Genomic DNA, 24,011 nt, shown 5'->3' with positions numbered 1-24,011 from the left:
TTTCTGGAGGCCGCAATGGCTGAAGTCATCCTGAAGAATGTCGGCAAGGCTTATGGCAGCCACCCGGTTGTCCATGACGTCAACCTGACCATCGCCGACAACGAGTTCGTCGTGCTGGTCGGCCCGTCCGGCTGCGGCAAGTCGACGACGCTGCGCATGGTGGCGGGGCTCGAATCCATCTCGTCCGGCACGATCCAGATCGGCAACAAGGTCGTCAACGACCTGCCGCCGAAGGATCGCGACATCGCGATGGTGTTCCAGAACTACGCGCTCTACCAGCACATGACCGTCTACGACAATCTCGCCTTCGGCCTGCGCAACCGCCGGGTCGACGAGGCTACGATCAAGAAGGAGGTCGAGCACGCCACCAACATCCTTGGCCTCGCGCCGCTGCTGTCCCGCAAGCCGTTCCAGCTTTCGGGCGGCCAGCAGCAGCGCGTGGCGCTCGGCCGCTGCATCGTGCGCCATCCGCAGGTGTTCCTGTTCGACGAGCCGCTGTCGAACCTCGACGCCAAGCTCAGGGCGCAGATGCGGATCGAGCTGAAGGCGCTGCGCGAGCGCGTCGCCACCACCTCGGTCTACGTCACCCACGACCAGGTCGAGGCGATGACGCTGGGCGACCGCGTCGTCGTGATGAAGGACGGCTATATCCAGCAGGTCGGCACGCCGCTCGACATCTACAACCGGCCGAAGAACCGCTTCGTCGCCAGCTTCATGGGCTCGCCGGCGATGAACTTCATCCATGTCGACCTCGTCAATGAGGGCGGCCGGACGCGCGCCGTCGCCAAGGATCTCTCCATCGCCGTGCCGGAGCGGCAGGTCGCGAGCCTTTCGGGGCAGGGCAGTCGTTCGGTCATCCTCGGCATCCGGCCCGAGTATATCCATCTCGGCACGCCGGCGGAGGATCTCGGCACCAGCTTCAACGGCCGGCTGACCGTCACCGAGCAACTGGGATCGGAGCTCGTGGTAGGCACCAAGGTGGCGGACACGCTGATCATGGCGTCGCGCATCGCGCCCGAAACGGAACTGCGCGTGCACGAGCAGGCGCCGTTCTGGGTCGATCCCAAGGCGATGCACTTCTTCGACGCCAAGACCGAGGCCGCCATCCGCTGAACGAACGCGGCTTCGGCCGGCTCGGGTGCGAGCCGCAGCCGTGGCCTGAAAATCTCGTCCGCCCGGCGCGCGCCAACGCTGCCGGGCGGATGACCTTTTGGGCGTGCGAGCGTCGTGATAGTCTCGCGCCGGCTGCAGTCGCAGCCTTCCTACGTGCATTCCAGGCGATGTTCCGGTCTCCGTCGCGGCCATGGTTCGATGGTGCGCCGTCGTGAGGCGATCCTGCGAAAGATGGACAGGGGGCTGCGATGGAGGATCTTCGGGCGGAAATCCTGGTGGTGGGGGCGGGACCCGTCGGGCTGACGCTCGCGGCGGAACTGGCGCGGCACGGCGTGCGCGCCCGCATCGTCGACAGGAGCAGCGCGCCCTTGCCGTATTGCCGGGCGATCGGCGTGACGCCGCGCTCGCTCGAAGTGTTCGAGGACATGGGGATCGCGCGCGATCTGATCGACGCCGGGCTCTGGCTGACCGGCCTGCGGCTCGCCATCGCGGGCAGCCCGACCCGCGACGTCCTGCACGATTTCTCCGATCTGCCCTATTCCTCGCTCGGCGTGCCGCAATATGCGACCGAGGCGGTGCTGACCGCCCATCTCGCCACCTTCGGCGTCGCGGTCGAGCATGGCACGGCGCTCACCAGCCTCGATTTCACCGAGGACGGCATCGAGGTCGGCCTCGACACGCCGCAGGGCGCGACGCGCGGGCGCTATCGCTATGTGATCGGCTGCGACGGCGCGCACAGCGCCGTGCGCAAGGCGCTTGGCATCGGCTTCGACGGTGACGCCTTCCCGATGGGGTTCATGCTCGGCGACGTTCATATCGACTGGGACCTGCCGCGCGGCCTCGCCATGCGGGCGATGCGCCTTGTCGAGAACGGCCCGCCCGATTTCTTCATCGCCATTCCGCTGCCCGGCAAGGGCCGCTACCGCGTCTCGATGATGGCGCCGGAAGCGGGCCCGGCCGATGCCGCCGACGGCGTCGAGCACGGCATCCAGACCGACCGGCCGGGCGCGACACTCGCCGATCTGCAGGCGGTCGCCGACCGGCTGCTGCCGGAGCCGGCCGTCCTTTCCGACCTGCGCTGGTCCTCGACCTTCCGCATAAGCATGCGGCTCGCCGATCGCTACCGGGTCGGCGACGCCTTCATCGCCGGCGACGCCGGCCATATCCATCCGCCGACCGGCGGTCAGGGCATGAACACCGGCATCCAGGACGCCTACAACCTCGCCTGGAAGCTGGCGCTGGTGGCGGAGGGCAAGGCCTCGGCCGGCCTGCTCGAAAGCTACGAGGCCGAGCGATTGCCGGTCGCCGCCGACGTCGTGGCGCGCACGACCGAGCAGAGCGTCCATTTCGGCCGCGACCGCGCGCCGCCAAACCGGCTGCAGGATACGCAGCTGCTGGTCGCCTATCGCGACGGGCCGCTCAGCGTCTCGGCCGGCGAGGGGCCTGTGCAGGCCGGCGACCGGGTTCCCGATGCGCAGGGCCTGCGCCGCGCCGGCTTCGGCTATCCGCTGCGGCTGTTCGACCTGCTGCGCGGGCCGCGCTTCGTGCTGCTGGTCGCGGCGGGCGAAGGCGACCTCGACAAGGCGGAAGCCGCGGCCGCCGCGTTCGAGGCCGCCTGGCCGGGTCTCGTTCGCGTCGTCGCCGTGACGGCGGCGTCGTCCGATGCGCAGCCCCTTGGCGTCGAATGGGTGCACGATGCGGATGGGACGTTCAGCGCCGCCTTCGGCCCGCAAACCGATGTCGCCTGGCTTGTGCGGCCGGACAAGTATGTCGGCTATCACGCGAGCGACTGGTCGGTCGCCGCCGTGCTCGACTATCTGCGCGGGACGATCGGCCTGACCTGATCAGCCCGCGGCGGCGCGCCAATCGCTGGGCGACCGGCCGACATATTTCTTGAAGGCGCGACTGAAGGCGGCCTCGGAATCGTAGCCGATCTCCTGCGCCACCGCCGCGACCTTGACGCCGCCCTCGGCCAGCCGGCGGGCGGCGATCTGCATGCGCCACTGCGTCAGGTACTGGATCGGCGGGCAGCCCACCAGCTGCGTGAAGCGTTCGGCCAGGGCCGAGCGCGACGCGCCGGCGGCGGAGGCGAGATCCTCCAGCGTCCAGGCGCGCGCCGGTTCGCCGTGCAGCAGCGCCAGCGCCCGCCCGACCAGCGGATCGCGCAAGCCGGCGAGCCAGCCGGTGCGCTCGGTGCCGAGCTCGTCCATGTGCTGGCGCACGACTTCGAGGAACATCAGCTCGGAGAGCTTGTTCAGGATGCTCTGGCTGCCGGGGCGCCTGTTCTCCGCTTCGCTGGTGGCGAGGCGGATGAACTGGTCGAGCCGGCTCTCCGGCGTGCCGGCGGAACGGCCGAGCCGCATGAAGCGGGGCAGGGCGGCGAGCAGCGAATTGAACGGCCGCGCGTCGCAGCTGAAGAAGCCGCAGACGATATGCGTTTCGACCGGGCCGTCGCTGCCGGCCTTCAGGACGAAGGGCAGCATCGATTCATCCGGCGGGCGGCGGTGGAGGCTCCATTCCGGCTCGGCCCGCATGCCGGGGCGGCTCGACAGCGCGTGCGGGTCGCCCTGCGGCATCACGGCGATGTCGCCCTCGCGCAGTTCGACCGGCTCGAACGCGCCACGATCGACGATCGAGATCCAGCACGAGCCGCGCGTGACGACGTGGTATTCGATCGTGTGCTGGGCGCCCGGCATGACGAGACTGCCGAACCGCTCCGTCGGCGGCGCCTCGGCCACCCAGGGCGCGCGCGCCGAGACGTCGTAGAACACCGCGCCGGTAAGCCGGATGGCGGAAAGCACGTCCGAGAGGACGTCGATCTTGTCGTCGACATTCATGAGCGAAACCGAAAACGCCGCAGGCAGGCCAAATCCAGATGCGAGGCGGTCGCCGATCGCCGACCGGACCGGATGGACAGGCGCCGCGCGCGGCGGCCCCGATGCCGTCCGGGTGACGTTGGGTCAATCCGAGAATAGCAGGTCTGGACGCTCGGGCAAGAAATCCGGCGGCGCGATCATTCTGCCCCAACGGCAACTGCGCTACTCCATCCGCCGCCCCAGGGACATCGTGTCGGGCAGATCCGCGTGGCAGGCCTGAGCAGCCTCAGTCGGGTTGGCATGGTCCCGGGGAGCTCATCGGTGCCTTCATGACGCAACCGATTTCGACGTGCCGCCGGTGCGACCGGCGGCGCGGCCGCGCTTCACCCCTCACGGCCGCCAGGCGGCCGATCGAACGCTCGACAATGAACCTCGTGCGTAAACCGTCCAGGAGACGAGCATGACCATGACTTCGATTGGAAGCGACACCATGAACCCCGCCGTGATGACCGCGGCCCCCGACCTCGCCGCGCTGAAGGCGAAGCAGCAGGCGACCTGGTCCTCCGGCGACTACGCCGTCGTCGGCACGACGCTGCAGATCGTCGGCGAGAGCCTCTGCGAGGCGATGGACCTGCGCTCGGGGCAGAACGTGCTCGACGTCGCCGCCGGCAATGGCAACGCTACGCTCGCCGCCGCGCGGCGCTGGTGTGACGTGACCTCGACGGACTATGTCGACGCCCTGCTGGAACTCGGCCGCAAGCGCGCCGACGCGGAGGGACTCGCCGTCACCTTCCGCCACGCCGACGCCGAGAACCTGCCCTTCGCGGATGGCGCCTTCGACGCGGTGATGTCGACCTTCGGCGTGATGTTCACCGCCGATCACGACCGCGCCGCGGCGGAAATGGTCCGCGTCTGCCGCTCCGGCGGCAAGATCGGCATGGCCAACTGGATGCCGGAAGGCTTCATCGGCCAGATGTTCAAGACAATCGGCAAGCATGTCGCGCCGCCGCCGGGCGCCAAATCGCCGGCGCTCTGGGGCACGCGGTCGCGCATCGACGAGATGTTCGGCGGTGCGGCGCGCGCCATCGCCGCCGAGCCGCGCCAGTTCGTGTTCCGCTACCGCTCGCCGGCGCATTTCCTCGACATCTTCCGCCGCTTCTACGGGCCGACGCTGAAGGCCTTCGGCGCGCTGGACGCAGCGGGCCAGAAGGCGCTGGCGGAAGACATCGCGGCGCTGATCGCCCGCTTCAACAAGGCCGAGGACGGTACGCTGGTGGTGCCCTCGGATTATCTCGAAATCGTCGTTACCCGGCGCTGAGCGCCTGAGGCACGACGCAATTCATCGATAGCCGGCTGAAGCGGCGTCGCGGCGAAATCCGCGACGCCGTTTTTCATTGTCCGCCGGGCTGTGTGCCCCGGCATTGCAGGCTGACGTTTTGCCGGCAACTGGACTAGGATCGCCCTTCGCCCGCGCGATGGCGCGGCGGACGGAATGGAGGCCAGCCATGGCGGAAGCGGATAGCGGCAAGACGGCGACCGGGGGCGAGATCGGCATCCTGCAACGCCGGCGGATCGAGGCGGCGATCATCGCGCCGATCTATGCCGGCATGGTGCGCGAGATCGGCGAGGCGAGGGCGCAGGCGATCCTCGACGCCGCGATCAGCCAGGCGGCGATCGATATCGGCCGCGCCTTCGCCGAGCGGACCGAGGGCGGCACCAGCCTCCGGACCTTCCAGGAGCTGCAATCGCTCTGGACCCAGGACGACGCGCTCGAGATCGAGGTGGTGCGGGCGACCGACACCCATTTCGACTACAACGTCCATCGCTGCCGCTATGCCGAGAGCTATCGCGAGATGGGGCTCGGCCAGATCGGCCATCTGCTTTCCTGCAACCGCGACGGCGTCTTCTGCCAGGGCTATGACCCGCGCATCACGCTGGAGCGAACGCAGACGCTGATGGAAGGCGCCGAGCACTGCGACTTCCGCTATACGTTCCATCCCGACGGCGCGTAGCGACGCGATTCCGCGCCGGCCCGACAGTCCCTTCCTGCCTTTCCCCGCCTTTTGCCCGGCCGTTTGCGGGCTTGCCGACGCATGGCTTGCGGCGGGTTCATGAGTCGCGTCAGGCGCTTGAGCGGCGTTGCTCAGCGGATGGGCGAGGCGCGCGTACCAACAGGCCGGTCGAAAAGCGGTTGCCAGCGGCGGGATCGTTTCGTATGAGTGTTATGTTATAACATAACATATACGGAGTATCCCGATGCGGACCCAACGCCTTCTCCTCGCCTCCGCCGCCCTGCTGCTCGGCTCGCTCACCGCCTCGGCGCATGGCGTCTGGACGGCGGAACGCTGGGGCGAGACCGGCATCGTCTATGGCCACGGCGCCGAGGACGGCGCCTATGACCCGGCCAGGGTGAAAACCGTCCGCGCCATCGACAAGACGGGCAAGGCCGTCGAGGCCAAGGCAGTCGCCGGCGACCGCCGCGCCGTGGTCGAGGCGGCGGATGGTGCTGCGATCCTGCTCGTCGATTTTGCGAACGGCTTCTATTCGAAGGGCGCGGACGGCAAGTGGGTCGCCAGGCCGAAGGACGAGGTGCCAGGCGCGACGGAGGCGGGCGACAACTGGAAGCACAATGTCACCATCCGCCATCTGCATGGCGACGCCGTGCCCGCGCTGCCGGCGCAGCCCCTGCAGATCGTGCCGCTTTCAAACCCGACCGAGCTCGCCGCCGGCGACCTGTTCAAGGTGCGGGTGCTCTATGACGGCAAGCCGGTCGAGGGCGTCGCCATCACGCCCGACTATGTCAACGCGTCGGAAGCGAAGCTCGGCAAGACGGATGCCGACGGCGTCGCCGAGGTGCTGATCCGCAATGACGGGCTGAACGTCATCGCCGTCTCGCATGCGGTGCCGTTCGCCGATGCGAGCAAGGCCGATACGGCGAACCATTTCGCCACGCTCTCCTTCGTCAACGGCCACCACGAAGACTGATGCCTTCCCGGCCGGAGGCGTCCGTCCCCGGCCGGTCCTTTCCCGACCTCCTTCCTCACCATGGATCCGCCTATGCCCGCGTCCCGTCCCGACGATGCCCGCCTGCCTGTCACCGTGCTTTCCGGCTTTCTCGGCGCCGGCAAGACCACGCTGCTGAACCACATCCTGAACAACCGCGACGGCCTGCGCGTCGCCGTCATCGTCAACGACATGAGCGAGGTGAACATCGACGCGGCGCTGGTGCGCGACGGCGGCGCCAACCTGTCGCGCACCGACGAGCGGCTGGTGGAGATGTCGAACGGCTGCATCTGCTGCACATTGCGCGACGACCTTCTGGCCGAGGTGCGCCGGCTGGCGGCGGAAGGGCGGTTCGACTATCTGCTGATCGAGGGCACCGGCATCGCCGAGCCGCTGCCGATCGCCGCCACCTTCGATTTTCGCGACGAGGCCGGCCTTTCGCTCGCCGACGTCGCCCGGCTCGACACCATGGTGACGGTGGTCGATGCGGTGAACCTGCTGCGCGACTACTCCAGCCACGACTTCCTGCGCGATCGCGGCGAGACGGCCGGCGAGGGCGACGAGCGGACGCTGGTCGATCTGCTCGTCGACCAGATCGAGTTCGCCGACGTCGTCGTCATCAACAAGGCCGAGGATGTGCTGGACTTCGAGCGCGACCGGGTCGCCGCCGTGGTCAAGGCGCTCAATCCCGACGCGCGTATCGTCTTCGCCTCGTTCGGCCGCGTCGCCATCAACGCGGTGCTCGGCACCGGCCTGTTCGACTATGACAAGGCCGAGGAGCATCCGCTCTGGTTCAAGGAGCTGAACGGCTTTCGCGACCATGTGCCGGAAACCGAGGAATATGGCGTGTCGAGCTTCGTCTACCGGGCGAGGCGGCCGTTTCATCCGGCCCGATTTCAGGCGTTTCTCGACAAGACCTGGCCGGGGCTCGTCCGCGCGAAGGGGCTGTTCTGGCTGGCGACGCGGCCGGAATGGGTCGGCGACATGAGCCTTGCCGGCGCGCTCTGCCGCACCGGGCCGATGGGCTTCTGGTGGGCGGCGGTGCCGAAGGAGCGCTGGCCGGATGATCCCGACTGGACGTCGATGCTTCGCCGCAACTGGGCGCCGGTCTGGGGCGACCGCCGGCAGGAGCTGGTCTTCATCGGCATCGGGCTCGACGAGGCGGCGATCCGGGCCGCGCTCGACGAATGCCTGGTCGGCCCGTCCAATCCGGCCCGCTTCGATTTCGGCGCCTTCGACAGCCTGCCGGATCCGTTTCCGTCCTGGCGGCGCCAGCGGGTCGCCTGATCTTGCGCCTGTTCAACCCGTTCGCGCCGCGCGATGCCGCCCGGCGCGCCGAGGCCGCGGCCCGGATCAAGGACTGGACCCGCGCGGCTCTCGGCCTCGACGCGGCGACGCGGGTGCTGGTGCACGAGCTCGCCTGCTCGCGGCCCGACTGCCCACCGCGCGAGACGGTGATCCTCGTCGTCCCCGCCGAGGCGCCGCCCTTCAAGCTCGCCCTGCACAGTGCCATGGACGATCTGAGCGAAGACGATCTGGCGCAGGTTTGGGCTAGCAGGGAGGGGGTGCCCTAGAACCCCTTTGCGGCGGCGGCGCCCAAGAAATCGGCAGCTTGGCGCGCCGAAGCGCTTTACAGCGCGGTGCCACGCTTCTACCTCTGCCGGCTTCGCAATGACGTTCGACAGGCTCCCCCATGGTTTCCCCCGCCGCGCCGCTTCCCGCCGATCTCCTGATCGACGCCACCGATGAGATCGCGATCCGCCAGGACCTGACGCTGGTGGCGCTCGGCAAGCGCCCGGCCGACCGCGTGCTGCGCGTCGGCCGGCTGCTCGACGTGCATTCGCGCACCTGGGCAGTCGACCAGGAGATCGTCATCAAGGGACGCCGCATCGCCTATGTCGGCCCGGCGGGTTCCTGGACCGGCGAGGCGGCGACACGCGCGCATGAGCCGGATCTTGCCGCCGTGCCGGGCTTCGGCGAGGCGCACAAGCACATCGAGAGCTCGCACCTGACGCCGGAATACGAGGCGGCGCTGGTGATGCCGCACGGCATCACCTGGGTCTGCGAGGCGAGCCACGAATTTTCCAACGTCAACGGCGCCAACAATCTCGAATTCTGGCTGGAGGCGCGCCGGCGCGGCTCGCCGATGAAGATCTTCCCGCTGCCGGGCTCGGCCGTGCCGCCGACCGCTTATGAGTGGGGCGGCGGCTATTTCGGCTATGACGAGCAGAAGCAGTTCCTGAGCGAGAGCCTGATGGTGGCGGGTCTCGACGAGGTGATGGACTGGCCTTCGGTCTGGAACCCGGAAAACCCGTCCTATGACCGGCTCTGGGGCATGATCCGCGCCACCTTCGAGAAGCGCGGCGTTGTCGAGGGCCATGCCGCCGGCCTGCGCGACCTTTCGTCGATCAACGCCTTCGCCGCCGCCGGCATGGCGTCGGACCATGAGGGCTGGTTCCTGGAGGAGGTCTGGGAGAAGCTGACGCACGGCCTGTTCGTCGAGCTGCGCCCGCATTCGCTGCCTGACATCATCAAGGGCCTGATCGCCAAGGGCCTTTCCGACTGGTCGCAGATCGCCTTCGTCACCGACGACCGCAGCGCCACCGATACGCTGAAGCTGGGCGCGACCGACTACAACATGCGGCTCGCGATCGAGAATGGCCTCGCGCCGGAGATCGCCATCCAGTGCGTCACCATCAATCCGGCCCGCCACATGCGGCTGACGCCCTGGGTCGGCTCGATCGCACCGGGCCGTTTCGCCGACATCGTGCTGCTGGAAGATGTCGCCTCGCTCAAGATTGCCAAGGTCTGGGCCGATGGCCGGCCGGCCTCGGAAGGCTCCAGCTTCGTCGGCGAGCTACCAAAAATCGACTGGCCGGAATGGGCGACGCGGACGGTGAAGATCGACCGCACCGTCACGGCGGCGGATTTCCGCATTCCGGCGCCGGGAGAGGGCGCCACCGCCCAGGCGGCGCTGCTGCGGCCGTTCCACTGGCATGACGACTTCATCACCATGGAGCTTCCGGTCGAGGACGGCGCGGTGCAGCGCGACTTCGAGCGCAACGTCACCAAGTTCGCCATCGTCGACCGCTTCTCCGGCGAGGCGAAGGTGTCGAAGATGTTCTGGCTCGGCACGGGGCCGCGCACGCCGGATACGGCGCTCGGTGCGACGCTCGGCCATGACAAGCACAACATCTGGGTCGTCGGCTCCTCGGACGAGGCGATGGCGATGGTCGCCAACGAACTGGCGGCGCAGCAGGGCGGCTGGGTGCTGGTCTCCGGCGGCAAGGTCGTGGCGCGCGTCCTCTACGAGGTCGGCGGGCTGATGACGGCGCGGCCGGCCGAGGTGCTCGATGCCGAGATGCAGGCGCTCTATGTCGAGGGGGCGAAGATCGACTGGATGTACGAGCCGACCTTCTCGCCGCGCTGGTGGCCGGGCTTCCCGGAGCGGCTCTCCTTCGCCACGCTCACCTGCGCGCCCTGGCGCTGGGTGCTGGTGGCGCCGTCGCCGCTGGCGCCGGAAGGCTTCGTCAACGTGGCGACCGGCGCGACCCATCCGGTCGTCTGGTAACCATGCCGGCAGGCGGCACGATTTGAGGCTGTTAAAGCCTGCGATTTAGGCTGGCTAAAATTTGTGCTTGGATTAGAGCATTCGGCCGAATGGGCGCCTGGCCCGCAGCAGGGAAAGAGGAACGACATGTTTGAGAGACTGAAGCAGGGAATTCGCGTCGCGGCGGTTGCGCTGCCGATCGCCATCGGCGGCATGTCCGTGGCCGAGGCGGACGGCCTGAAGATCGCCATGATCCTGCCGGGTCCGATCAGCGACAATGACTGGAATTCGGTCGGCTATAACGGCCTGCAGGCCGCCGCCAAGGCGCTCGGCGCCGAAGTCGCCTATTCCGAGAACGTCACCGACGCCGACGCCGAGCGTATCCTGCGCGACTATGCCTCGCGCGGCTATGGCCTCGTCTTCGCCCATTCCTTCTCGTTCGGCGACGCGGCGCTGAACGTCGCCGAGGATTTCCCGGACACCGTCTTCATGGCCGGCACGGCCAAGGAACTGGCGCCCAATCTCGGCACCTATTCCAACCCGGATTACCAGGGCGCCTATCTCGCCGGCATGCTCGGCGCGGGCGCGTCGAAGTCGAAGACGATCGGCTGGGTCGGCGGCATGCCGGCGCCGAACATGCTCGCCAACCTGCACGCCTATGAAGCCGGCGCGAAGGAGATGGTGCCGGACGCCAAGGTGCTGCACACCTTCATCGGCTCGTGGTTCGACCCGCCGAAGGCCAAGGAAGCCGCCATCGCCCAGGTCGAGCAGGGCGCCGACGTGCTCTCCGCCCAGGGCGTCGGCGTCATCGACGCGGCGCTTGCCAAGAACGTGCTGGCGCTCGGCGCCATGACCGACCAGAACCACCTCGGTCCGAAGGTCGTGCTGACCAGCGTGCTCTGGGATCTCGGCCCGCTCGTCACCGCCGTCGGCAAGGCGGTCGAGGACAAGAGCTGGAAGAGCGAGAACTGGGCCTATGGCATCGCCGAGGGCTCGGTGAAGCTCGCCGACTTCCACGGCCTCGACGCCAATGTCCCGCCGGAGGTCCTGAAGGCCGTCCAGGCGAAGTTCGACGCGATCAAGTCCGGCGCCTTCACCGTGCCGCTCGACACCTCGAACGCCGAGTAATCTTCGGGCGGCCGGGCTTACGTCCGGCCGCCACCACGCACTTGCCGTCATCCTGGGCTTGACCCGGGATCCACTAAGCCGTCGCTGACCGCGCCTAAGGCGGCGACGGTCCGGCTGCATGGATCCCTGCCTTTGCAGGGATGCCGGAGTTTTGTGGGGCCGACTTTTCTGCCTCCCCCACGAAGACCTTTCTACGCTTCCCGTCCCACCAGACGGTGAGAGGACCGAATTGCCACCATCCTCCACGCCACTCCTCGACATGCGCGGCATCCGCGTCGTGTTCGGGCCGCTCGTCGCCAATGACGACGTCAACCTGGTGGTCGACCGGGGCGAGATCCACGCGCTGCTCGGCGAGAACGGCGCCGGCAAGTCGACGCTGATGCGGGCGCTTGCCGGCCTGCTCGTGCCGGCGGCGGGCGAGATCCGCATTGATGGCAGGCTGGAGCCGCTCGGCTCGGCGCATGAAGCGATGCGGCTCGTCATCGGCATGGTGCACCAGCACTTCATGCTCGTGCCGACGTTGACGGTGGCGGAGAATGTCTGCCTCGGCCTCGCCTCGACCGGCCGCGTCTTTCCGGACCTGAAGACCGCGGCGGCGAAGATCCGCGACCTCGCCACGACCTATGGCCTCGATGTCGATCCGAATGCGCGCGTCGCCGATCTCTCGATCGCCGGCCAGCAGCGCGTCGAGATCCTGAAGGCGCTCTATCGCGGCGCCCGCATCCTGATCCTCGACGAGCCGACCGCCGTGCTGACGCCGCAGGAGACGGAAGGCTTGTTCCGCATCCTGCGCTCGCTGGCGGCCGAGGGCACCGCGATCCTCTTCATCAGCCACAAGCTGAACGAGGTGATGGCGCTCACCTCCGGCGTCACCGTGCTGCGGCAGGGGCGGGTGGTCGCGACGGCGAAGACGGGCGACACCGACGCGCGCGGCCTCGCGCGCATGATGGTCGGCGCCGAGATCGAGCTGCCGAAGCTGGAGGACGTTCCCTCGCTGGAAGCGGCCGGCACCGAGCCCGATGCCATGGGCAGGCCGGCGCGGGCGGCGGCGACGCCGATCCTCGCGGTCGAAAGCCTCGTCTGTCGCGATGTCCGCGGCGCGGTGCGGGTCGATGGCGCCAGCCTCGCCGTGCGGCCGGGCGAGATCGTCGGCGTCGCCGGCGTCGACGGCAATGGCCAGCAGGAACTGGCGGAGGCGATCGTCGGCTTAAGCCGCGTCGAGGCCGGCGCGATCCGGCTGATGGGCGAGGACGTGACGGCGGCCTCCGTGGCGCGCCGCATCGCGCTCGGCCTGGCGCATATCCCGGAGGACCGGCACCGCACGGCGATCGTGGGGCCGATGTCGATCGAGGACAATCTCATCCTGGAGCAGGCGGGCGAGCCGCCGCTCTCGAAGCGCGGCTGGCTCGATCGTCGCGCCATCGCCGACAATGCGCGCCGCATCATGGCCGCCTTCGACGTGCGGGCGACCGGCGCGAGCCAGAAGGTCGGCACGCTCTCGGGCGGCAACCAGCAGAAGGTGGTGCTCGGCCGGGCGCTGTCGCGCGCGCCGAACCTCGTCGTCGCGGTGCAGCCGGTGCGCGGGCTCGATGTCGGCGCCACCGCCTTCGTGCACCGGCAATTGCTGGCGCGCCGCGCCGCCGGCGCCGGCGTGCTGCTGATCTCGACGGAGCTCGACGAGATCCTGGCGTTGTCGGACCGCATCGTCGTGATGTTCAAGGGCGCGATCATGGGCGAACTCGCCCGCGCCGACGTGACCGTGGAGAAGCTGGGCTTGATGATGGCGGGACGAACGGCATGAGCGCGGTCGAACCGATGCCCGCCTCGAGGTTCAGGCTACCGCCGGCGCTCGCCGGCAGCGTCTTCGCGGTTCTCGCCGCCTTCGTCGTCGGCGCGGCGCTGATCGCCGCCGTCGGCGTCAATCCGTTGACCGCCTATTCGGCGCTTTTCGAGGCGGCGCTCGGCAGCCGCAACGGACTGGCCGAGACGCTGCTGCGCACCGTGCCGCTTTCGCTCTGCGGCCTCGGCATCGCGCTCGCCTTTCGCGCCGGCGTGTTCAATGTCGGCGCCGAGGGCCAGCTCTTCCTCGGCGGCACGGCGGCGGCCGCGATGGGTGTCGCTGGGGCTGGGCTTCCGAGCTACCTGCTGCTGCCGGCGATGGCGCTTGCCGCCATGCTGGCCGGTGCGCTCTGGTCCGGCCTCGCCGCCTGGCTCAAGCTGCGGTTTCGCGCCGACGAGCTGATCACCACGATCATGCTCAACTATGTCGCGATCCATCTCGTCGGCTTCCTGCTGCACGGGCCGCTGCGCGATCCGAACGCGGCGCTGGCGCAGACGGCGCGGCTGACCGCCGATGCGCGCCTGCCGGTGCTCCTCTCCCGCACCCGCCTGCATGCCGGCATCCTGATCGTCGTCATCGCCGTCATCCTCGCCCATCTCTTCCTCTGGAAGCGCACCAACGGGTTCCGGCTGCGCGTCGTCGGGCTCAATCCGCGCGCGGCGCTGAATGCCGGGATGAACGTGCGCGGCACGATCCTGTTCGGCTTCTTGATCTGCGGCGCGTTGGCGGGTCTTGCCGGCTTCGCCGAGGTTTCCGGCGTGCAGCGGCGGATGATCGAAAACCTGTCGCCCGGCTTCGGCTACACGGCGATCATCATCGCGCTGCTCGGCCAGACCAACCCGTTCGGCGTGCTCGCCGCCGCCTTCCTGTTCGCGGCGCTGCAGATTGGCGCCACGACGATGGAATCGGCGGCCGGCGTGCCGGGCACGCTCACCACCGTGATCCAGGGCCTTGTCGTGCTGTTCCTGCTCGCCCGCCCGGCGCTCGCCATGCTGCGCGCGCGGTTCGCGAAGGGAGGCGCTCGATGAACGCGCTCGCTTTCCTCACCGATCCGGTGCTCGCCGGTTTCCTCGCCGCCTCGATGCGGCTCGCCATCCCGATCCTGCTGGCGGCGCTGGGCGGGATGTTCTCCGAGCGCTCCGGCGTGCTCAACATCGGCCTCGAGGGCGCGATGCTGATCGGGGCCTTCGTCGGCTTCGTCGCGGCCTTCCTGTCCGGCAGCCTCGCCATCGGCGTCGTGGCGGCGATCCTTGCCGGCATCGTCTTCGGCCTGATCCTCGGCTTCTACACGATCACGCTCGGCGCCAATCAGGTCGTCGTCGGCATCGCGATGAACCTGCTTGCGGTCGGTGTCACGGCCTTCTTCTACCGGCTGATCTTCGGCTCCGGCACGCAGAGCCCGCGCATCGACGCCTTCCCGCCGCTCGATCTCGGCGCACTCGCCGATATCCCGCTCGTCGGGCCGCTGCTGTTCCGGCAGGATCTGCTGGCCTATATCGCGCTCGGCCTCGTCGTCGTCGCCTGGGTGGTGATGGCGAAGACCCGGCTCGGCCTCAACATCCGCGCCGTCGGTGAACATCCGGAAGCGGCCGAGACGCTCGGCCTCGACGTCTACCGGATCCGCTATCTCGCCGTCGCCATCTCGGGCGCGCTCGCCGGGCTCGGCGGCGCCTTCCTGTCGCTTTCGGCGACCGGCATCTTCATCGACAACATGACGGCGGGACGCGGCTATATCGCGCTGGCGATCCTGATCCTCGGCCGCCGCCATCCCGTCGGCGTGCTGCTGGCGGCGCTCCTCTTCGGCGCGGCCGATGCGCTGCAATTGCGCGCGCAGCTGCTGCCGACCGGCGTGCCGTTCCAGTTCATGCTGATGCTGCCCTATGTCCTCACCATCATCGTGCTGGCGGGCTTCGTCGGACGCGGCGGCGCACCCGCCGCGCTCGGCGTGCCGTTCCGGCGCGGCCGCTCCGGAGACTGATTGCCATGCTCGATCTTCATGCCGCCACTTCGCCGGAAGTGAAGGAAGCGCTCGGAAAGGGCGCGGTTGCCGTGCTGGCGGTCGGCGCGCTGGAGCAGCATGGCGCGCACCTGCCGCTCTCGACCGACACGATCATGTCGCAGGGGGTCGCAAGGCGGATCGCCGCCGAGATCGACGGCCTGCTGCTGCCGCCGATCGCCTATGGCGACGCCTGGAACAATGAGGGCTTCGCCGGCACGCTGTCGCTGTCGTCCGATACGATGCGAGCGATCTTCCTCGATATCGGCCATGGCCTGAAGCGGATGGGTGTGAAGGCGCTGATCATCGTCAACGGCCATTTCGGCAACCGCGTCGCGATCACGCAAGCCGCGCAGGCGCTCAAGGTCGAGGCCGGCTTCCCGGTCATGTATCTCGACTATCCCGGCATGGAGGCGATCGCCTCGAAGATCTGCGACAGCGAGCCGGCGGCGCCGACCTTCTACCACGCCGACGAGGTCGAGACCTCGATGGTGCTGGCGCTGGAGCCGCAGCTCGTGCGCATGGACAAGGCGGCGGCGGAGTATCCTGTATTCCCCGAAACCTTCGGGCTGGAGCCGATGGGCCTCGATACGTTCAACAAGTCCGGCGTGTTCGGCGACCCGCGCCCGTCGACGGCGGAAAAGGGCGAGACGCTCATCTCCGGCATCGCCGAAGAGAGCGTCCGCCTGATCCGGCTGTTCCTGGCCAGGCTCGGCTAGGGACCGCGATCTCCCGCCGTCACGGCCCTATCGCGCGGCGACCGGGCCCGCGCGGTATTCCGCCTCGGTGACCTTTTCCAGCCAGGTCACGACATTGCCGTCCTGCGCCTCGGCCATCGCGAAATGCACCATCGGCTCGGTGGCGCTCGCCCCGTGCCAGTGGCGCAGCTGCGGCGGGATCCAGACGACGTCGCCGGGAAGGACCTCTTCGATCGGTCCGCCTTCCTTCTGAACCCAGCCCTTGCCGGAGACGATATAGAGCGTCTGCCCGAGCGGATGGGTGTGCCAGGCGGTGCGGGCGCCGGCGGCGAAGGAAACAGTCGCGCCGCTGATCCGCGCCGGCGCATTGCCCTGGTAGCGCGTGGCGACGCGGACCTGGCCGCTGAAATAGGCCTCCGGCCCGGCATCGCCGCCATTCGGATCGGCGCGGACGATCTGTAGCTCGGCTGCGGGCGGCTCGGCGGCCTTCTCCTCGCGGGCGGCAAACACCTTCTGCAGCACCGGCACCGCCGACATGGCGCGTGGCCAGCCGGCATAGAAGCCGAGATGGGCCGGCACTTCGGCGGCCTCGGCGCGCGTCAGGCCGTTGTCCATGGCGCGATTGGCGTGGAAGGGAAGCTGCTCGGGCTGCCCGATGGCGATGAGCGCCGCCATGGTGACGAGGCTGCGATCGCGCGCCGACAGGTCGGGCCGCCGCCAGAGATCGCCGAACAGCACGCGGTTGGTGAGCTCGGCCAGGATCGGCGCGGTCGGGGCGACATTGGCGTCGACGGTGGCGGTGCGCGCCGCTTCGGCGGCGGCCTCCAGTTCGATGCGGGCGGCGTCGCTGTCGGCGACGGGGCCGATCTTGCGCTCGTCGAAGACCTTCTTCGTCTCGGCGACGGCCGACATCGCGTTGGGCCAGCCGGAATAGAAGGCGAGATGGGTAATGAGCTCGCCGATCTCGCCCGGCTGGACGCCGTTGTCGAGCGCCCGGCCGACATGGGCGCCGATCTGCGCCGTCCGGCCGGTCGAGACCAGCGCCGCGACGGTGACCAGGCTGCGGTCGCGCGGCGCCAGTTCGCCGCGCTTCCAGACTTCGCCGAAAAGGACCTCGTCGGTGAACTGGCCGAGGCCGGGGGCGACCTCGTAGACGGCGGCGGGTGCGATGCGGGTCATGCTATCCTCCCTGGCCTCGACCCCGGTTGCGGCCAGGGTCGAGATGGCGATGGATGCTGCGATGTTCTTCATGGCGGAACCTCGGTCTCGGACTAGACGCTGAGCAGCGTCTTGATGGCGCGACGCTCATCCATGGCGCGATAGCCCTCGGCGACGTCCTCGAGCGGCACGGTCAGGTCGAAGACCCTGCCGGGATTGATCTCCCGCTTCAGCACCAGATCCATCAGGTGCGGCAGGAAACGCCGCACCGGCGCGGGGCCGCCGAGCAGGCTCTTCTGGGCGAAGAACAGGCCCTGGCCGTCGAGCTGGACGCCGTGCGGCACGCCGACGAAGCCGATATTGCCGCCGGGCCGGGCGCAGTTCATGGCCTGGGTCATCGATTCCTGCGTGCCGACGCATTCGAGCACCGATTCCGCGCCGACATTGCCGGTCAGTTCCTTGACCCGCGCCACGCCGGCATCGCCACGTTCGGAGACGATGTCGGTGGCGCCGAATTCCAGCGCCAGGTCCTGCCGCGTCTTGTGCCGGCTCATGGCGATGATGCGGTCGGCGCCCATCTGCTTGGCGGCGAGCACGCCCATCAGGCCGACCGCACCGTCGCCCACGACCACGGCCGTCGATCCCGGCTGCACGCGCGCCGCGTCGGCGGCGTACCAGCCCGTGCCGAGAACGTCGGATGCCGCGAGCAGGCTCGGGATCAGGTCATCGGCGGGCATTTCCGGCGTGGCGACCAGCGTGCCGTCGGCGAGCGGCACCCGCGCATAGGGGGCCTGGGCTCGGCTCATGAATTCGCGCTGCTCGCAGGACGACTGGAAGCCGAAGCGGCAATGCGGGCAGGTGTTGTCGGAAAGGCAGAAGGAGCCGACGACGAACTGCCCCGGCTTCACGGTGCGGACGGCGCTGCCGACCTCGACCACGACGCCGCAATATTCGTGGCCCATATGCATGGGCTGGTTCATCGGCTGCAGCCCGCGATAGGGCCACAGATCCGAGCCGCAGATGCAACTGGCCGACAGCTTGATGATGGCGTCGGTGGGATGGAGGATCTGCGGATCCTCGACCTCTTCGCAGCGGATGTCGCCGGGGGCGTGGAGAACGGTTCCGAGCATGGAAAGCTCCTCTGGCAGGATGGGGATCAGGAAAGGGGTTCGATGCGGAGGGGGAATTTTCCGCGTGTCCGCAACGGCTCGAAGCCGCCGTCGATGCGGCCGAGCCGGATCAGCCCGCGCGACCAGCGATAGCCGGCGTAGAAGAAGGCGAGATTGCCCCAGGGCGCGTAGTAGCAGAGGTCGCCGGGTCGCTCGTCGCCGAACGGACCGCTGCCATCCTCCGTCAGCCTGCGCGGCAGGTAGCTGATCTTTTCGTTGTTGGCGTAGTCGTCGATCGAAAGGTCGCGGAGTGGCAGCAGCGTCGCGAAATCGCGCGCGGACGGGCTGTCTTCCAGCGTCGCCGCGAGGTCCCGATCGCCGAACGAAATCCGTATCTTCATGGCAAGGGATCCTTGGCCTTGTGCGGCCCCCGGCGTCGTTCCGGCAAGCGCCAAGGGCGGGGCCGCGAGCAGGCAGGCCTTCAGCAGGGCTCGACGGTTGGGGGCTGGCGATCTCATCGGGCGGCCTGCCGGGTATCGAGCGCGGCGGCTGCGGCGACGACGGCGGAGGCGAGCAGCAGCCCGGCGGCAAGCGCGAACGGGCTCCACCATCCCAGCGCGTCGAACAGCAGGCCGCCGAGGGCGGCGCCCAGCGTGATGGCGAACTGGATGACGGCGACCTGCAGGCCGCCGCCGGCCTCGGCGTCGTCGCGCAGGGCGCGGCTCAGCCATGTGCCCCAGCCGACCGGCGCGGCGGTGCCGAAGAAGCCCCAGCCGACCAGCAGGATCGCGACGGCGGCGGGCGTGGAACCGAAGGCGATCAGCGCCGTCGCGACGAGCGCCATCACGAACGGAATGGCGATGACGATGCTGTAGAGCCGTGCGCCCAGCAGCCGGCCGATGGCCCAGGTTCCGGCCACGCCGGCGAGCCCCATCAGGAGGAGCATCGCCGAGAGCGCCGGAATGCTGACGCCCGTGACGGTCTCGAGGAACGGCCGCAGATAGGTGAACAGCGAAAACTGGCCCATGAAGAACAGGAAGATCGCCGACATGCCGAGCGCCACCTGGCGGCGCCGCAGCAATCCGAACACGTTGCTCGATCGCCTCGCGCCGGCCGGCGGCAGCGCCGGCATGCCGATCCACTGCCAGACGAGGGCGAGCAGGGCCAGCGGAACGACGAGGAAGAACGCGCCGCGCCAGCCGACATGTTGGCCGAGGAGGCTGCCGAGCGGCGCCGCGATCGTCGCGGCGATGGCGTTGCCGGCGTTGATCATGGCCAGGCCCTTCGGCACCGCATCCTCCGGCACCAGGCGCATGACGATCGCCGTGGACATCGACCAGAAGCCGCCGATGGCGATGCCGAGAAGGGCGCGGCCGACCATCAGCACGGCATAGCCGGGCGCGAAGGTGACGATCAGGCCGGAGACGACCAGCAGGGCTGAAAAGGAGAGCAGGACGAGCTTCCGGTCGATCCGCCGGACCAGCCCGGCGATGAACAGGCTGGTGACGACGGCGAAGATGCCGGAAACCGAAATCGCCTGGCCGGCGCGGCCTTCGCTGATGCCCAGGCCGCCGGCGATCGGCGTCAGCAGGCTCACCGGCATGAATTCCGAGGTGATCAGAACCGCGACGCAAAGCGCCATCGAGAATACCGCGCCCCAGGCCGCCCGAGGTTCGATCAGTTCGCTGTCATAGGTCGTCGTCATCCATCCACCACGCGAAAACCGCCGCGCAGGCGGCGCTATTGCGTGCAACATAGTCGGATGCAATTGCTGTGATTAGACGGAAAGCCTCGTTTGAACTTATCGATATAGGCCATAAATTGATGCCGGCCGGACCAACAGCGGAGCGAACCCGTGCGCGACAATTTCAACGATCTGCTGTGGTTCCTGGCCGTCGCCGAAGAGCGCAGCTTCACGAGGGCAGCGGCCAAGATCGGGATCACGCAATCGACACTGAGCCACACCATCAAGCGCCTCGAGACGCGGATGGGACTGCGTCTGCTGGCGCGGACGACGCGCAGCGTCTCCACAACGGAAGCCGGCGAGCGCTTGCGACAATCGCTGGCGCCGCGCATCGCCGCGATCGAAACCGACATCGCCGCGCTGACCGATGACCGGGACAGGCCGTCGGGCACCGTGCGCATCACCGTTTCGGACCATGCGCTCGAAAAGCTCATCTGGCCGAAACTGAGGCCGCTGCTGCTCGACTATCCCGACATCCGTGTCGAGTTCAGCCGTGACAACGGACTGCGCAACATCGTCGAGGACGGGTTCGATGCCGGCGTGCGGCTCGGCGAAACCGTCGAGAAGGACATGGTGGCGGTGCGGATCGGCCCCGACTGGCGGCTGGTCGCCATCGGCTCGCCCCGCTATTTCGCCGAGCGCGGCGTGCCGCTCACGCCGCAGGACCTCGTCTCGCACAATTGCATGATGTTGCGGCTGACGTCCGGCGGCGGCTTCTACGCCTGGGAATTCGAGAAGGACGGGCGGGACATGCGCATGCGCGTCGAGGGCCAGCTGCGCTTCAACACCACGCTGCCGATGGTCGATGCCGCTCTGGCCGGTTACGGCATCGCATACGTGCCGGAGGATCTTGTCGACGAGCATGTCGCGGCTGGGCGCCTGCAGATCGTCCTCGACGATTGGTCGCCGCCATTCGCCGGCTACTACCTCTATTTTCCGAGCAGCCGGCAGAACTCGGAGGCGTTCAAGGTCATCGTCAACGCGCTGCGCTATAGCGCTAGGTGATGGCAGGGAAGGACGCGCCGCCGCGGCGATGCGGGCGGCGCGCCGAAGTCAGCGGTTGACGTCGACCAGCGTGCGGCCGCGCACCTTGCCTTCGAGGATGGCGGCCGCGACCTGCGGCACCTCGGAGAGGCCGATCTCCTGCACGGTCGTCTCCAGCTTGCCGAGGTCGAGGTCGGTCGCGAGGCGGGTCCAGGCGACGCTGCGGACGGATTGCGGCGCGTTGACCGAGTCGATGCCGGCCAGCGTGATGTTGCGCAGGATGAACGGCGCCATCGAGCCGGGCAGCTCCATGCTGTCGGCGAGGCCGCAGGCCGTCACCGTGCCGCGATAGTCGGTCTGGGCCAGCACGTTGGCGAGGGTGTGGCCGCCGCAGCTGTCGATGGCGCCGGCCCATTTCGGCTTGGCGATCGGCGCGCCCGGCTCCGACAGCGACGCGCGGTCGATGATCTCGGCGGCGCCGAGGCGCTTCAGATAGTCCGCCTCCTGGACGCGTCCGGTCGAGGCGATGACGCGGTAGCCGAGCTTCGACAACAGCGCGACCGAGATCGACCCGACGCCGCCGGAAGCGCCCGTCACCAGCACCGGGCCGCGATCCGGCGTGATGCCGCCATGCTCCAGCCCCAGCACGCTCAGCATCGCCGTGTAGCCGGCGGTGCCGATCGCCATCGCGTCCTTGGCGGAAATCGAATCCGGCAGCTTCACCAGCCATTCGGCCGGAACGCGGGCGCGCTGCGCATAGCCGCCATGATGCGTCATGCTCAATTCGAAGCCGTTCAGCACGACGCGGTCGCCGGGCTTGAAGCCGGGATTGCGGGAGCTCTCGACCGTGCCGGCAAAATCGATGCCGGGGATCAGCGGGAACTTGCGGATGATGGCGCCTTTGCCGGTGACCGCGAGGCCGTCCTTGTAGTTGACGGTCGAATAGTCGACTGCGACGGTGACGTCTCCGTCCATCAGCTGGTCGTCTTCGAGGCGGGCGAGGGCGACCGATATTGCGTCGTCCGTCTTGGTTGCCCAGAGGCCGTTGAAAGTCATTGCTCGCTCCGATGCATGGCTGTTGCCACGGACAGGTGGCGGCTTTCGCATCGGATCGCAAGGGGACCTTAGCTTTTTACCCGCCAGGACCTCTGGCCCGGAGAACTAGGCCGTGGGCGGATAAACGCGTTCGGCGGCTCGGATCCGGCCGGCATTGCCGAGCTCGATCACGTAGCCGAAGTCCTTTTCCGTATCGAGATAGTAGTGCTCATCCTCGTCGATCCGGCCGCTCTGGATCACCGGATAGCCCTGGCGGGTGAAGTTCTCGACCGCCTTCGCGCAATCGGCATAGAACAGCTTGATGTGGTGCAGGCCTTCGCCGTGCTTCTCGAGGTGTTCGTCATAGATGCTGTAGCCGGTCAGCGGCTGCATCAGCTCGAGCTGGGTGTCGCCGCTCCAGGTGACGGCGATCAGGCAGGTGTGGGTGGCCGGCTTGCCGCGATAGATGTAGTTCTGAACCTTACCGGGCTCGAACTGGTAGATGTCCCACGGGCCGATGCCGAACGTGTCCCAATGGCGCTTCATCGCCGCTTCGAGGTCGCGGACGACATAGGCGACCTGCATGGTGCCGCCTTCCTTGAAGCTTCGCATCCCGTGCCTCCCCCTTCTTGACGCGCATCTCCCTGCGTCAAGCTAGGCTTGGGGGTTGTGCAGGGTCAAGCGGCGCGGATCAATCGACCCGATGGCCGGGACGAGGGCGCGGCAGCGGCGCCTCGGCGACCGAAACGGCGCCGACCTTGCAGCAGGGCGCCGCATCCGAGCGGATGCCGTCGTCGGTCGAGGCGACGCGGATGGCGGCGGGAAGCCGCTGCGCCGAGGGGAAGCGGGACGAGGCGACCGGCGCGGCGAAGGCGAGGGCGGTCGCATCCTTGGCGAAGCGCGACGAGGAGGCGCTGGCCAGCGCCAGTTCCGGCCGGGCGATGGTGCTTTCGGCGAAATCGGCGACGGTGCCCGTCGGCGGCGACACCAGCGCGGTGGCGTAGACCAGGCCGCGGACCGGGCCCTTGATCGGCTCGACCGCCGCAACGGCATCGACTGCCTGAACGGGCAGCGCCGGCTTGTGGCGTGGCAGGATCGGCATGACCATCTCGGCCATTTCGACCACGGGCTGCGCCACGACGGGCCGCCGGAGCGGCTTCGGCGCGATGGCGTCCTCGGCGCTGGCCACGATGGCGGCCGTCGGCTCGGCCGCCGCGGCTTCCGGCTTGGCGCCCTCGGCGAGGACCAGCTTCGGCGTCGCGGCCTTGTCGGCGACGGGCGCCCGCGCGGGTGTCGCGAGCGCCAGCATCGTCTCGTTGGAGGGCCGCGTCGTGAGCTTGCCGGCGAGCAGCACCGGCGTCTCGCCCATTGGCACGCGGATCAGTTTCGAGAGCAGGCGCTTGCGCTTGGCCTCGTAGTAATAGCCGTTCTTGTAGAGGGCGTGCGCGCGGGCCGAGTTGCCGCCGGCGACGATATAGGCGTTGGCGAGATAGGCGCCGCCATAGATCAGGTTGGTTTCTGCGTCGAGCAGGCCGGAGGCCGGGCCCTCGAAGCCGATGCCCTTGGCCGTGTCGTGCCGGATCTGCATCAGGCCCCAATAGGGACCGTTTCGCGCGCCCGGATTGAAGGTGCTCTCGGTGCGGACCACCTTGCGCAGCAGATCGACCGGCAGGCCGTAGGTCTTGGCATAGTAGGCGATGCGGGCCTCGATGGCGTCCCGCGACGTGGTGCTGTCGGCAAGCGCCGCGGCGGGAATTCCGACACAGACGAGCAGCGCGAGGACGGCGCGTTTCCAGCCGCGGACGGCGGGGGAGGTGCGGCCAGATCGTCGGCGCAT

23 protein-coding genes are annotated in these 24,011 nt (G+C 68.6%); 15 read left to right on the top strand and 8 right to left on the bottom strand.

The window, feature by feature from the left end; genetic code table 11:
• Positions 1-15: 15 nt before the first annotated feature.
• Together WFK98_RS10980 and WFK98_RS10975 are read left to right on the top strand one after the other, a co-directional pair.
• Complete coding sequence (locus tag WFK98_RS10980) at positions 16-1,113, top strand: ABC transporter ATP-binding protein (protein ID WP_336800238.1); 1,098 nt, start codon at positions 16-18, stop codon at positions 1,111-1,113.
• A 248-nt stretch (positions 1,114-1,361) separates the two neighbouring features.
• Positions 1,362-2,957: an FAD-dependent monooxygenase gene (locus WFK98_RS10975; RefSeq protein ID WP_336800237.1), complete on the top strand. Its 1,596-nt coding sequence runs from the start codon at positions 1,362-1,364 to the stop codon at positions 2,955-2,957.
• Here WFK98_RS10975 and WFK98_RS10970 read toward each other — a convergent pair whose 3' ends face one another.
• Positions 2,958-3,950, bottom strand: a complete 993-nt coding sequence (locus tag WFK98_RS10970) for an AraC family transcriptional regulator (RefSeq protein ID WP_336800236.1) — start codon at positions 3,948-3,950, stop codon at positions 2,958-2,960.
• Here WFK98_RS10970 and WFK98_RS10965 point away from each other — a divergent pair.
• The 12 genes from WFK98_RS10965 (at position 3,934) to WFK98_RS10910 (ending at position 16,165) form a co-directional block, all read left to right on the top strand.
• Positions 3,934-4,209 (top strand): hypothetical protein, encoded by a 276-nt coding sequence (locus WFK98_RS10965; protein WP_336800235.1) that lies wholly within the window; start codon positions 3,934-3,936, stop codon positions 4,207-4,209. The two genes, WFK98_RS10970 and WFK98_RS10965, sit on opposite strands and share 17 nt — an antisense overlap.
• Before the next feature lie 180 nt (positions 4,210-4,389).
• Entirely contained in the window at positions 4,390-5,247 is an 858-nt protein-coding gene (locus WFK98_RS10960; protein WP_442907396.1) for a class I SAM-dependent methyltransferase, read from the top strand.
• 187 nt (positions 5,248-5,434) lie between these two features.
• Positions 5,435-5,941: an L-2-amino-thiazoline-4-carboxylic acid hydrolase gene (locus WFK98_RS10955; protein ID WP_336800234.1), complete on the top strand. Its 507-nt coding sequence runs from the start codon at positions 5,435-5,437 to the stop codon at positions 5,939-5,941.
• A 244-nt stretch (positions 5,942-6,185) separates the two neighbouring features.
• Positions 6,186-6,914 carry a DUF4198 domain-containing protein gene (locus WFK98_RS10950; RefSeq protein WP_336800233.1) on the top strand — a complete coding sequence of 243 codons (729 nt, stop codon included), beginning with the start codon at positions 6,186-6,188 and terminating at the stop codon, positions 6,912-6,914.
• Positions 6,915-6,986: 72 nt separating this feature from the next.
• Positions 6,987-8,219, top strand: a complete 1,233-nt coding sequence (zigA, locus tag WFK98_RS10945; protein ID WP_336800232.1) for a zinc metallochaperone GTPase ZigA — start codon at positions 6,987-6,989, stop codon at positions 8,217-8,219.
• 2 nt (positions 8,220-8,221) lie between these two features.
• Positions 8,222-8,506 carry a hypothetical protein gene (locus WFK98_RS10940; RefSeq protein ID WP_336800231.1) on the top strand — a complete coding sequence of 95 codons (285 nt, stop codon included), beginning with the start codon at positions 8,222-8,224 and terminating at the stop codon, positions 8,504-8,506.
• Between the two features lie 119 nt (positions 8,507-8,625).
• Positions 8,626-10,503 carry an adenine deaminase gene (locus WFK98_RS10935; protein WP_336800230.1) on the top strand — a complete coding sequence of 626 codons (1,878 nt, stop codon included), beginning with the start codon at positions 8,626-8,628 and terminating at the stop codon, positions 10,501-10,503.
• Between the two features lie 126 nt (positions 10,504-10,629).
• The gene (locus WFK98_RS10930) at positions 10,630-11,610 is read left to right on the top strand and encodes a BMP family protein (protein ID WP_336800229.1); all 981 of its coding nucleotides are present in this window, start codon (positions 10,630-10,632) and stop codon (positions 11,608-11,610) included.
• A gap of 229 nt (positions 11,611-11,839) precedes the next feature.
• Positions 11,840-13,411, top strand: coding sequence for an ABC transporter ATP-binding protein (locus tag WFK98_RS10925; protein ID WP_336800228.1), 1,572 nt, complete (start codon positions 11,840-11,842; stop codon positions 13,409-13,411).
• Entirely contained in the window at positions 13,408-14,478 is a 1,071-nt protein-coding gene (locus WFK98_RS10920; RefSeq protein ID WP_336800227.1) for an ABC transporter permease, read from the top strand. The genes WFK98_RS10925 and WFK98_RS10920 overlap by 4 nt, the downstream gene beginning before the upstream one ends.
• Positions 14,475-15,428, top strand: a complete 954-nt coding sequence (locus WFK98_RS10915; protein WP_336800226.1) for an ABC transporter permease — start codon at positions 14,475-14,477, stop codon at positions 15,426-15,428. The genes WFK98_RS10920 and WFK98_RS10915 overlap by 4 nt, the downstream gene beginning before the upstream one ends.
• A 5-nt stretch (positions 15,429-15,433) precedes the next feature.
• The gene (locus tag WFK98_RS10910; RefSeq protein ID WP_336800225.1) at positions 15,434-16,165 is read left to right on the top strand and encodes a creatininase family protein; all 732 of its coding nucleotides are present in this window, start codon (positions 15,434-15,436) and stop codon (positions 16,163-16,165) included.
• A gap of 27 nt (positions 16,166-16,192) precedes the next feature.
• On the opposite strand, the gene WFK98_RS10905 is transcribed toward WFK98_RS10910, so the two are convergent.
• From WFK98_RS10905 to WFK98_RS10890, 4 genes are read right to left on the bottom strand one after another with little or no spacing between them, the layout of a single operon-like run.
• On the bottom strand, positions 16,193-17,395 hold the full coding sequence (locus WFK98_RS10905) for a (R)-mandelonitrile lyase (RefSeq protein ID WP_336800224.1): 1,203 nt from the start codon (positions 17,393-17,395) through the stop codon (positions 16,193-16,195).
• A 20-nt stretch (positions 17,396-17,415) separates the two neighbouring features.
• Positions 17,416-18,432: a zinc-dependent alcohol dehydrogenase family protein gene (locus tag WFK98_RS10900; protein WP_336800223.1), complete on the bottom strand. Its 1,017-nt coding sequence runs from the start codon at positions 18,430-18,432 to the stop codon at positions 17,416-17,418.
• Between the two features lie 26 nt (positions 18,433-18,458).
• Positions 18,459-18,929, bottom strand: a complete 471-nt coding sequence (locus WFK98_RS10895; protein ID WP_336800222.1) for a cyclophilin-like fold protein — start codon at positions 18,927-18,929, stop codon at positions 18,459-18,461.
• Positions 18,926-20,116, bottom strand: coding sequence for an MFS transporter (locus WFK98_RS10890; RefSeq protein WP_336800221.1), 1,191 nt, complete (start codon positions 20,114-20,116; stop codon positions 18,926-18,928). Before WFK98_RS10890 ends, WFK98_RS10895 begins: the two co-directional genes overlap by 4 nt.
• A gap of 150 nt (positions 20,117-20,266) precedes the next feature.
• Here WFK98_RS10890 and WFK98_RS10885 point away from each other — a divergent pair, with 150 nt between their 5' ends.
• Positions 20,267-21,160 carry a LysR family transcriptional regulator gene (locus tag WFK98_RS10885; protein WP_336800220.1) on the top strand — a complete coding sequence of 298 codons (894 nt, stop codon included), beginning with the start codon at positions 20,267-20,269 and terminating at the stop codon, positions 21,158-21,160.
• Between the two features lie 48 nt (positions 21,161-21,208).
• Here the strand turns inward: WFK98_RS10885 and acuI are convergent, their stop codons facing one another.
• The 3 genes from acuI to WFK98_RS27355 form a co-directional block, all read right to left on the bottom strand.
• On the bottom strand, positions 21,209-22,195 hold the full coding sequence (acuI, locus tag WFK98_RS10880; protein WP_336800219.1) for an acrylyl-CoA reductase (NADPH): 987 nt from the start codon (positions 22,193-22,195) through the stop codon (positions 21,209-21,211).
• Between the two features lie 105 nt (positions 22,196-22,300).
• Entirely contained in the window at positions 22,301-22,786 is a 486-nt protein-coding gene (locus WFK98_RS10875) for a VOC family protein (protein ID WP_266338027.1), read from the bottom strand.
• 79 nt (positions 22,787-22,865) lie between these two features.
• On the bottom strand, positions 22,866-24,011 hold the full coding sequence (locus WFK98_RS27355; RefSeq protein ID WP_442907395.1) for a transglycosylase SLT domain-containing protein: 1,146 nt from the start codon (positions 24,009-24,011) through the stop codon (positions 22,866-22,868).

The sequence above is a fragment of the Kaistia sp. MMO-174 genome, from assembly GCF_037147815.1.
Lineage (GTDB): Bacteria > Pseudomonadota > Alphaproteobacteria > Rhizobiales > Kaistiaceae > Kaistia > Kaistia nematophila.
Note: the sequence above shows the minus strand (reverse complement) of the source record. Positions and strands in the feature narration are given on the sequence as shown.

Bases quoted from the DNA above. Each gene is read 5' to 3' on its own strand.
- WFK98_RS10980 (WP_336800238.1), top strand. From the start codon at position 16: ATGGCTGAAGTCATCCTGAAGAATGTCGGCAAGGCTTATGGCAGCCAC.
- WFK98_RS10975 (WP_336800237.1), top strand. From the start codon at position 1,362: ATGGAGGATCTTCGGGCGGAAATCCTGGTGGTGGGGGCGGGACCCGTC.
- WFK98_RS10970 (WP_336800236.1), bottom strand. From the start codon at position 3,950: ATGAATGTCGACGACAAGATCGACGTCCTCTCGGACGTGCTTTCCGCC.
- WFK98_RS10960 (WP_442907396.1), top strand. From the start codon at position 4,390: ATGACCATGACTTCGATTGGAAGCGACACCATGAACCCCGCCGTGATG.
- WFK98_RS10955 (WP_336800234.1), top strand. From the start codon at position 5,435: ATGGCGGAAGCGGATAGCGGCAAGACGGCGACCGGGGGCGAGATCGGC.
- WFK98_RS10950 (WP_336800233.1), top strand. From the start codon at position 6,186: ATGCGGACCCAACGCCTTCTCCTCGCCTCCGCCGCCCTGCTGCTCGGC.
- zigA (WP_336800232.1), top strand. From the start codon at position 6,987: ATGCCCGCGTCCCGTCCCGACGATGCCCGCCTGCCTGTCACCGTGCTT.
- WFK98_RS10935 (WP_336800230.1), top strand. From the start codon at position 8,626: ATGGTTTCCCCCGCCGCGCCGCTTCCCGCCGATCTCCTGATCGACGCC.
- WFK98_RS10930 (WP_336800229.1), top strand. From the start codon at position 10,630: ATGTTTGAGAGACTGAAGCAGGGAATTCGCGTCGCGGCGGTTGCGCTG.
- WFK98_RS10920 (WP_336800227.1), top strand. From the start codon at position 13,408: ATGAGCGCGGTCGAACCGATGCCCGCCTCGAGGTTCAGGCTACCGCCG.
- WFK98_RS10915 (WP_336800226.1), top strand. From the start codon at position 14,475: ATGAACGCGCTCGCTTTCCTCACCGATCCGGTGCTCGCCGGTTTCCTC.
- WFK98_RS10910 (WP_336800225.1), top strand. From the start codon at position 15,434: ATGCTCGATCTTCATGCCGCCACTTCGCCGGAAGTGAAGGAAGCGCTC.
- WFK98_RS10905 (WP_336800224.1), bottom strand. From the start codon at position 17,395: ATGAAGAACATCGCAGCATCCATCGCCATCTCGACCCTGGCCGCAACC.
- WFK98_RS10900 (WP_336800223.1), bottom strand. From the start codon at position 18,432: ATGCTCGGAACCGTTCTCCACGCCCCCGGCGACATCCGCTGCGAAGAG.
- WFK98_RS10895 (WP_336800222.1), bottom strand. From the start codon at position 18,929: ATGAGATCGCCAGCCCCCAACCGTCGAGCCCTGCTGAAGGCCTGCCTG.
- WFK98_RS10890 (WP_336800221.1), bottom strand. From the start codon at position 20,116: ATGACGACGACCTATGACAGCGAACTGATCGAACCTCGGGCGGCCTGG.
- acuI (WP_336800219.1), bottom strand. From the start codon at position 22,195: ATGACTTTCAACGGCCTCTGGGCAACCAAGACGGACGACGCAATATCG.
- WFK98_RS10875 (WP_266338027.1), bottom strand. From the start codon at position 22,786: ATGCGAAGCTTCAAGGAAGGCGGCACCATGCAGGTCGCCTATGTCGTC.
- WFK98_RS27355 (WP_442907395.1), bottom strand. From the start codon at position 24,011: ATGCGCCGACGATCTGGCCGCACCTCCCCCGCCGTCCGCGGCTGGAAA.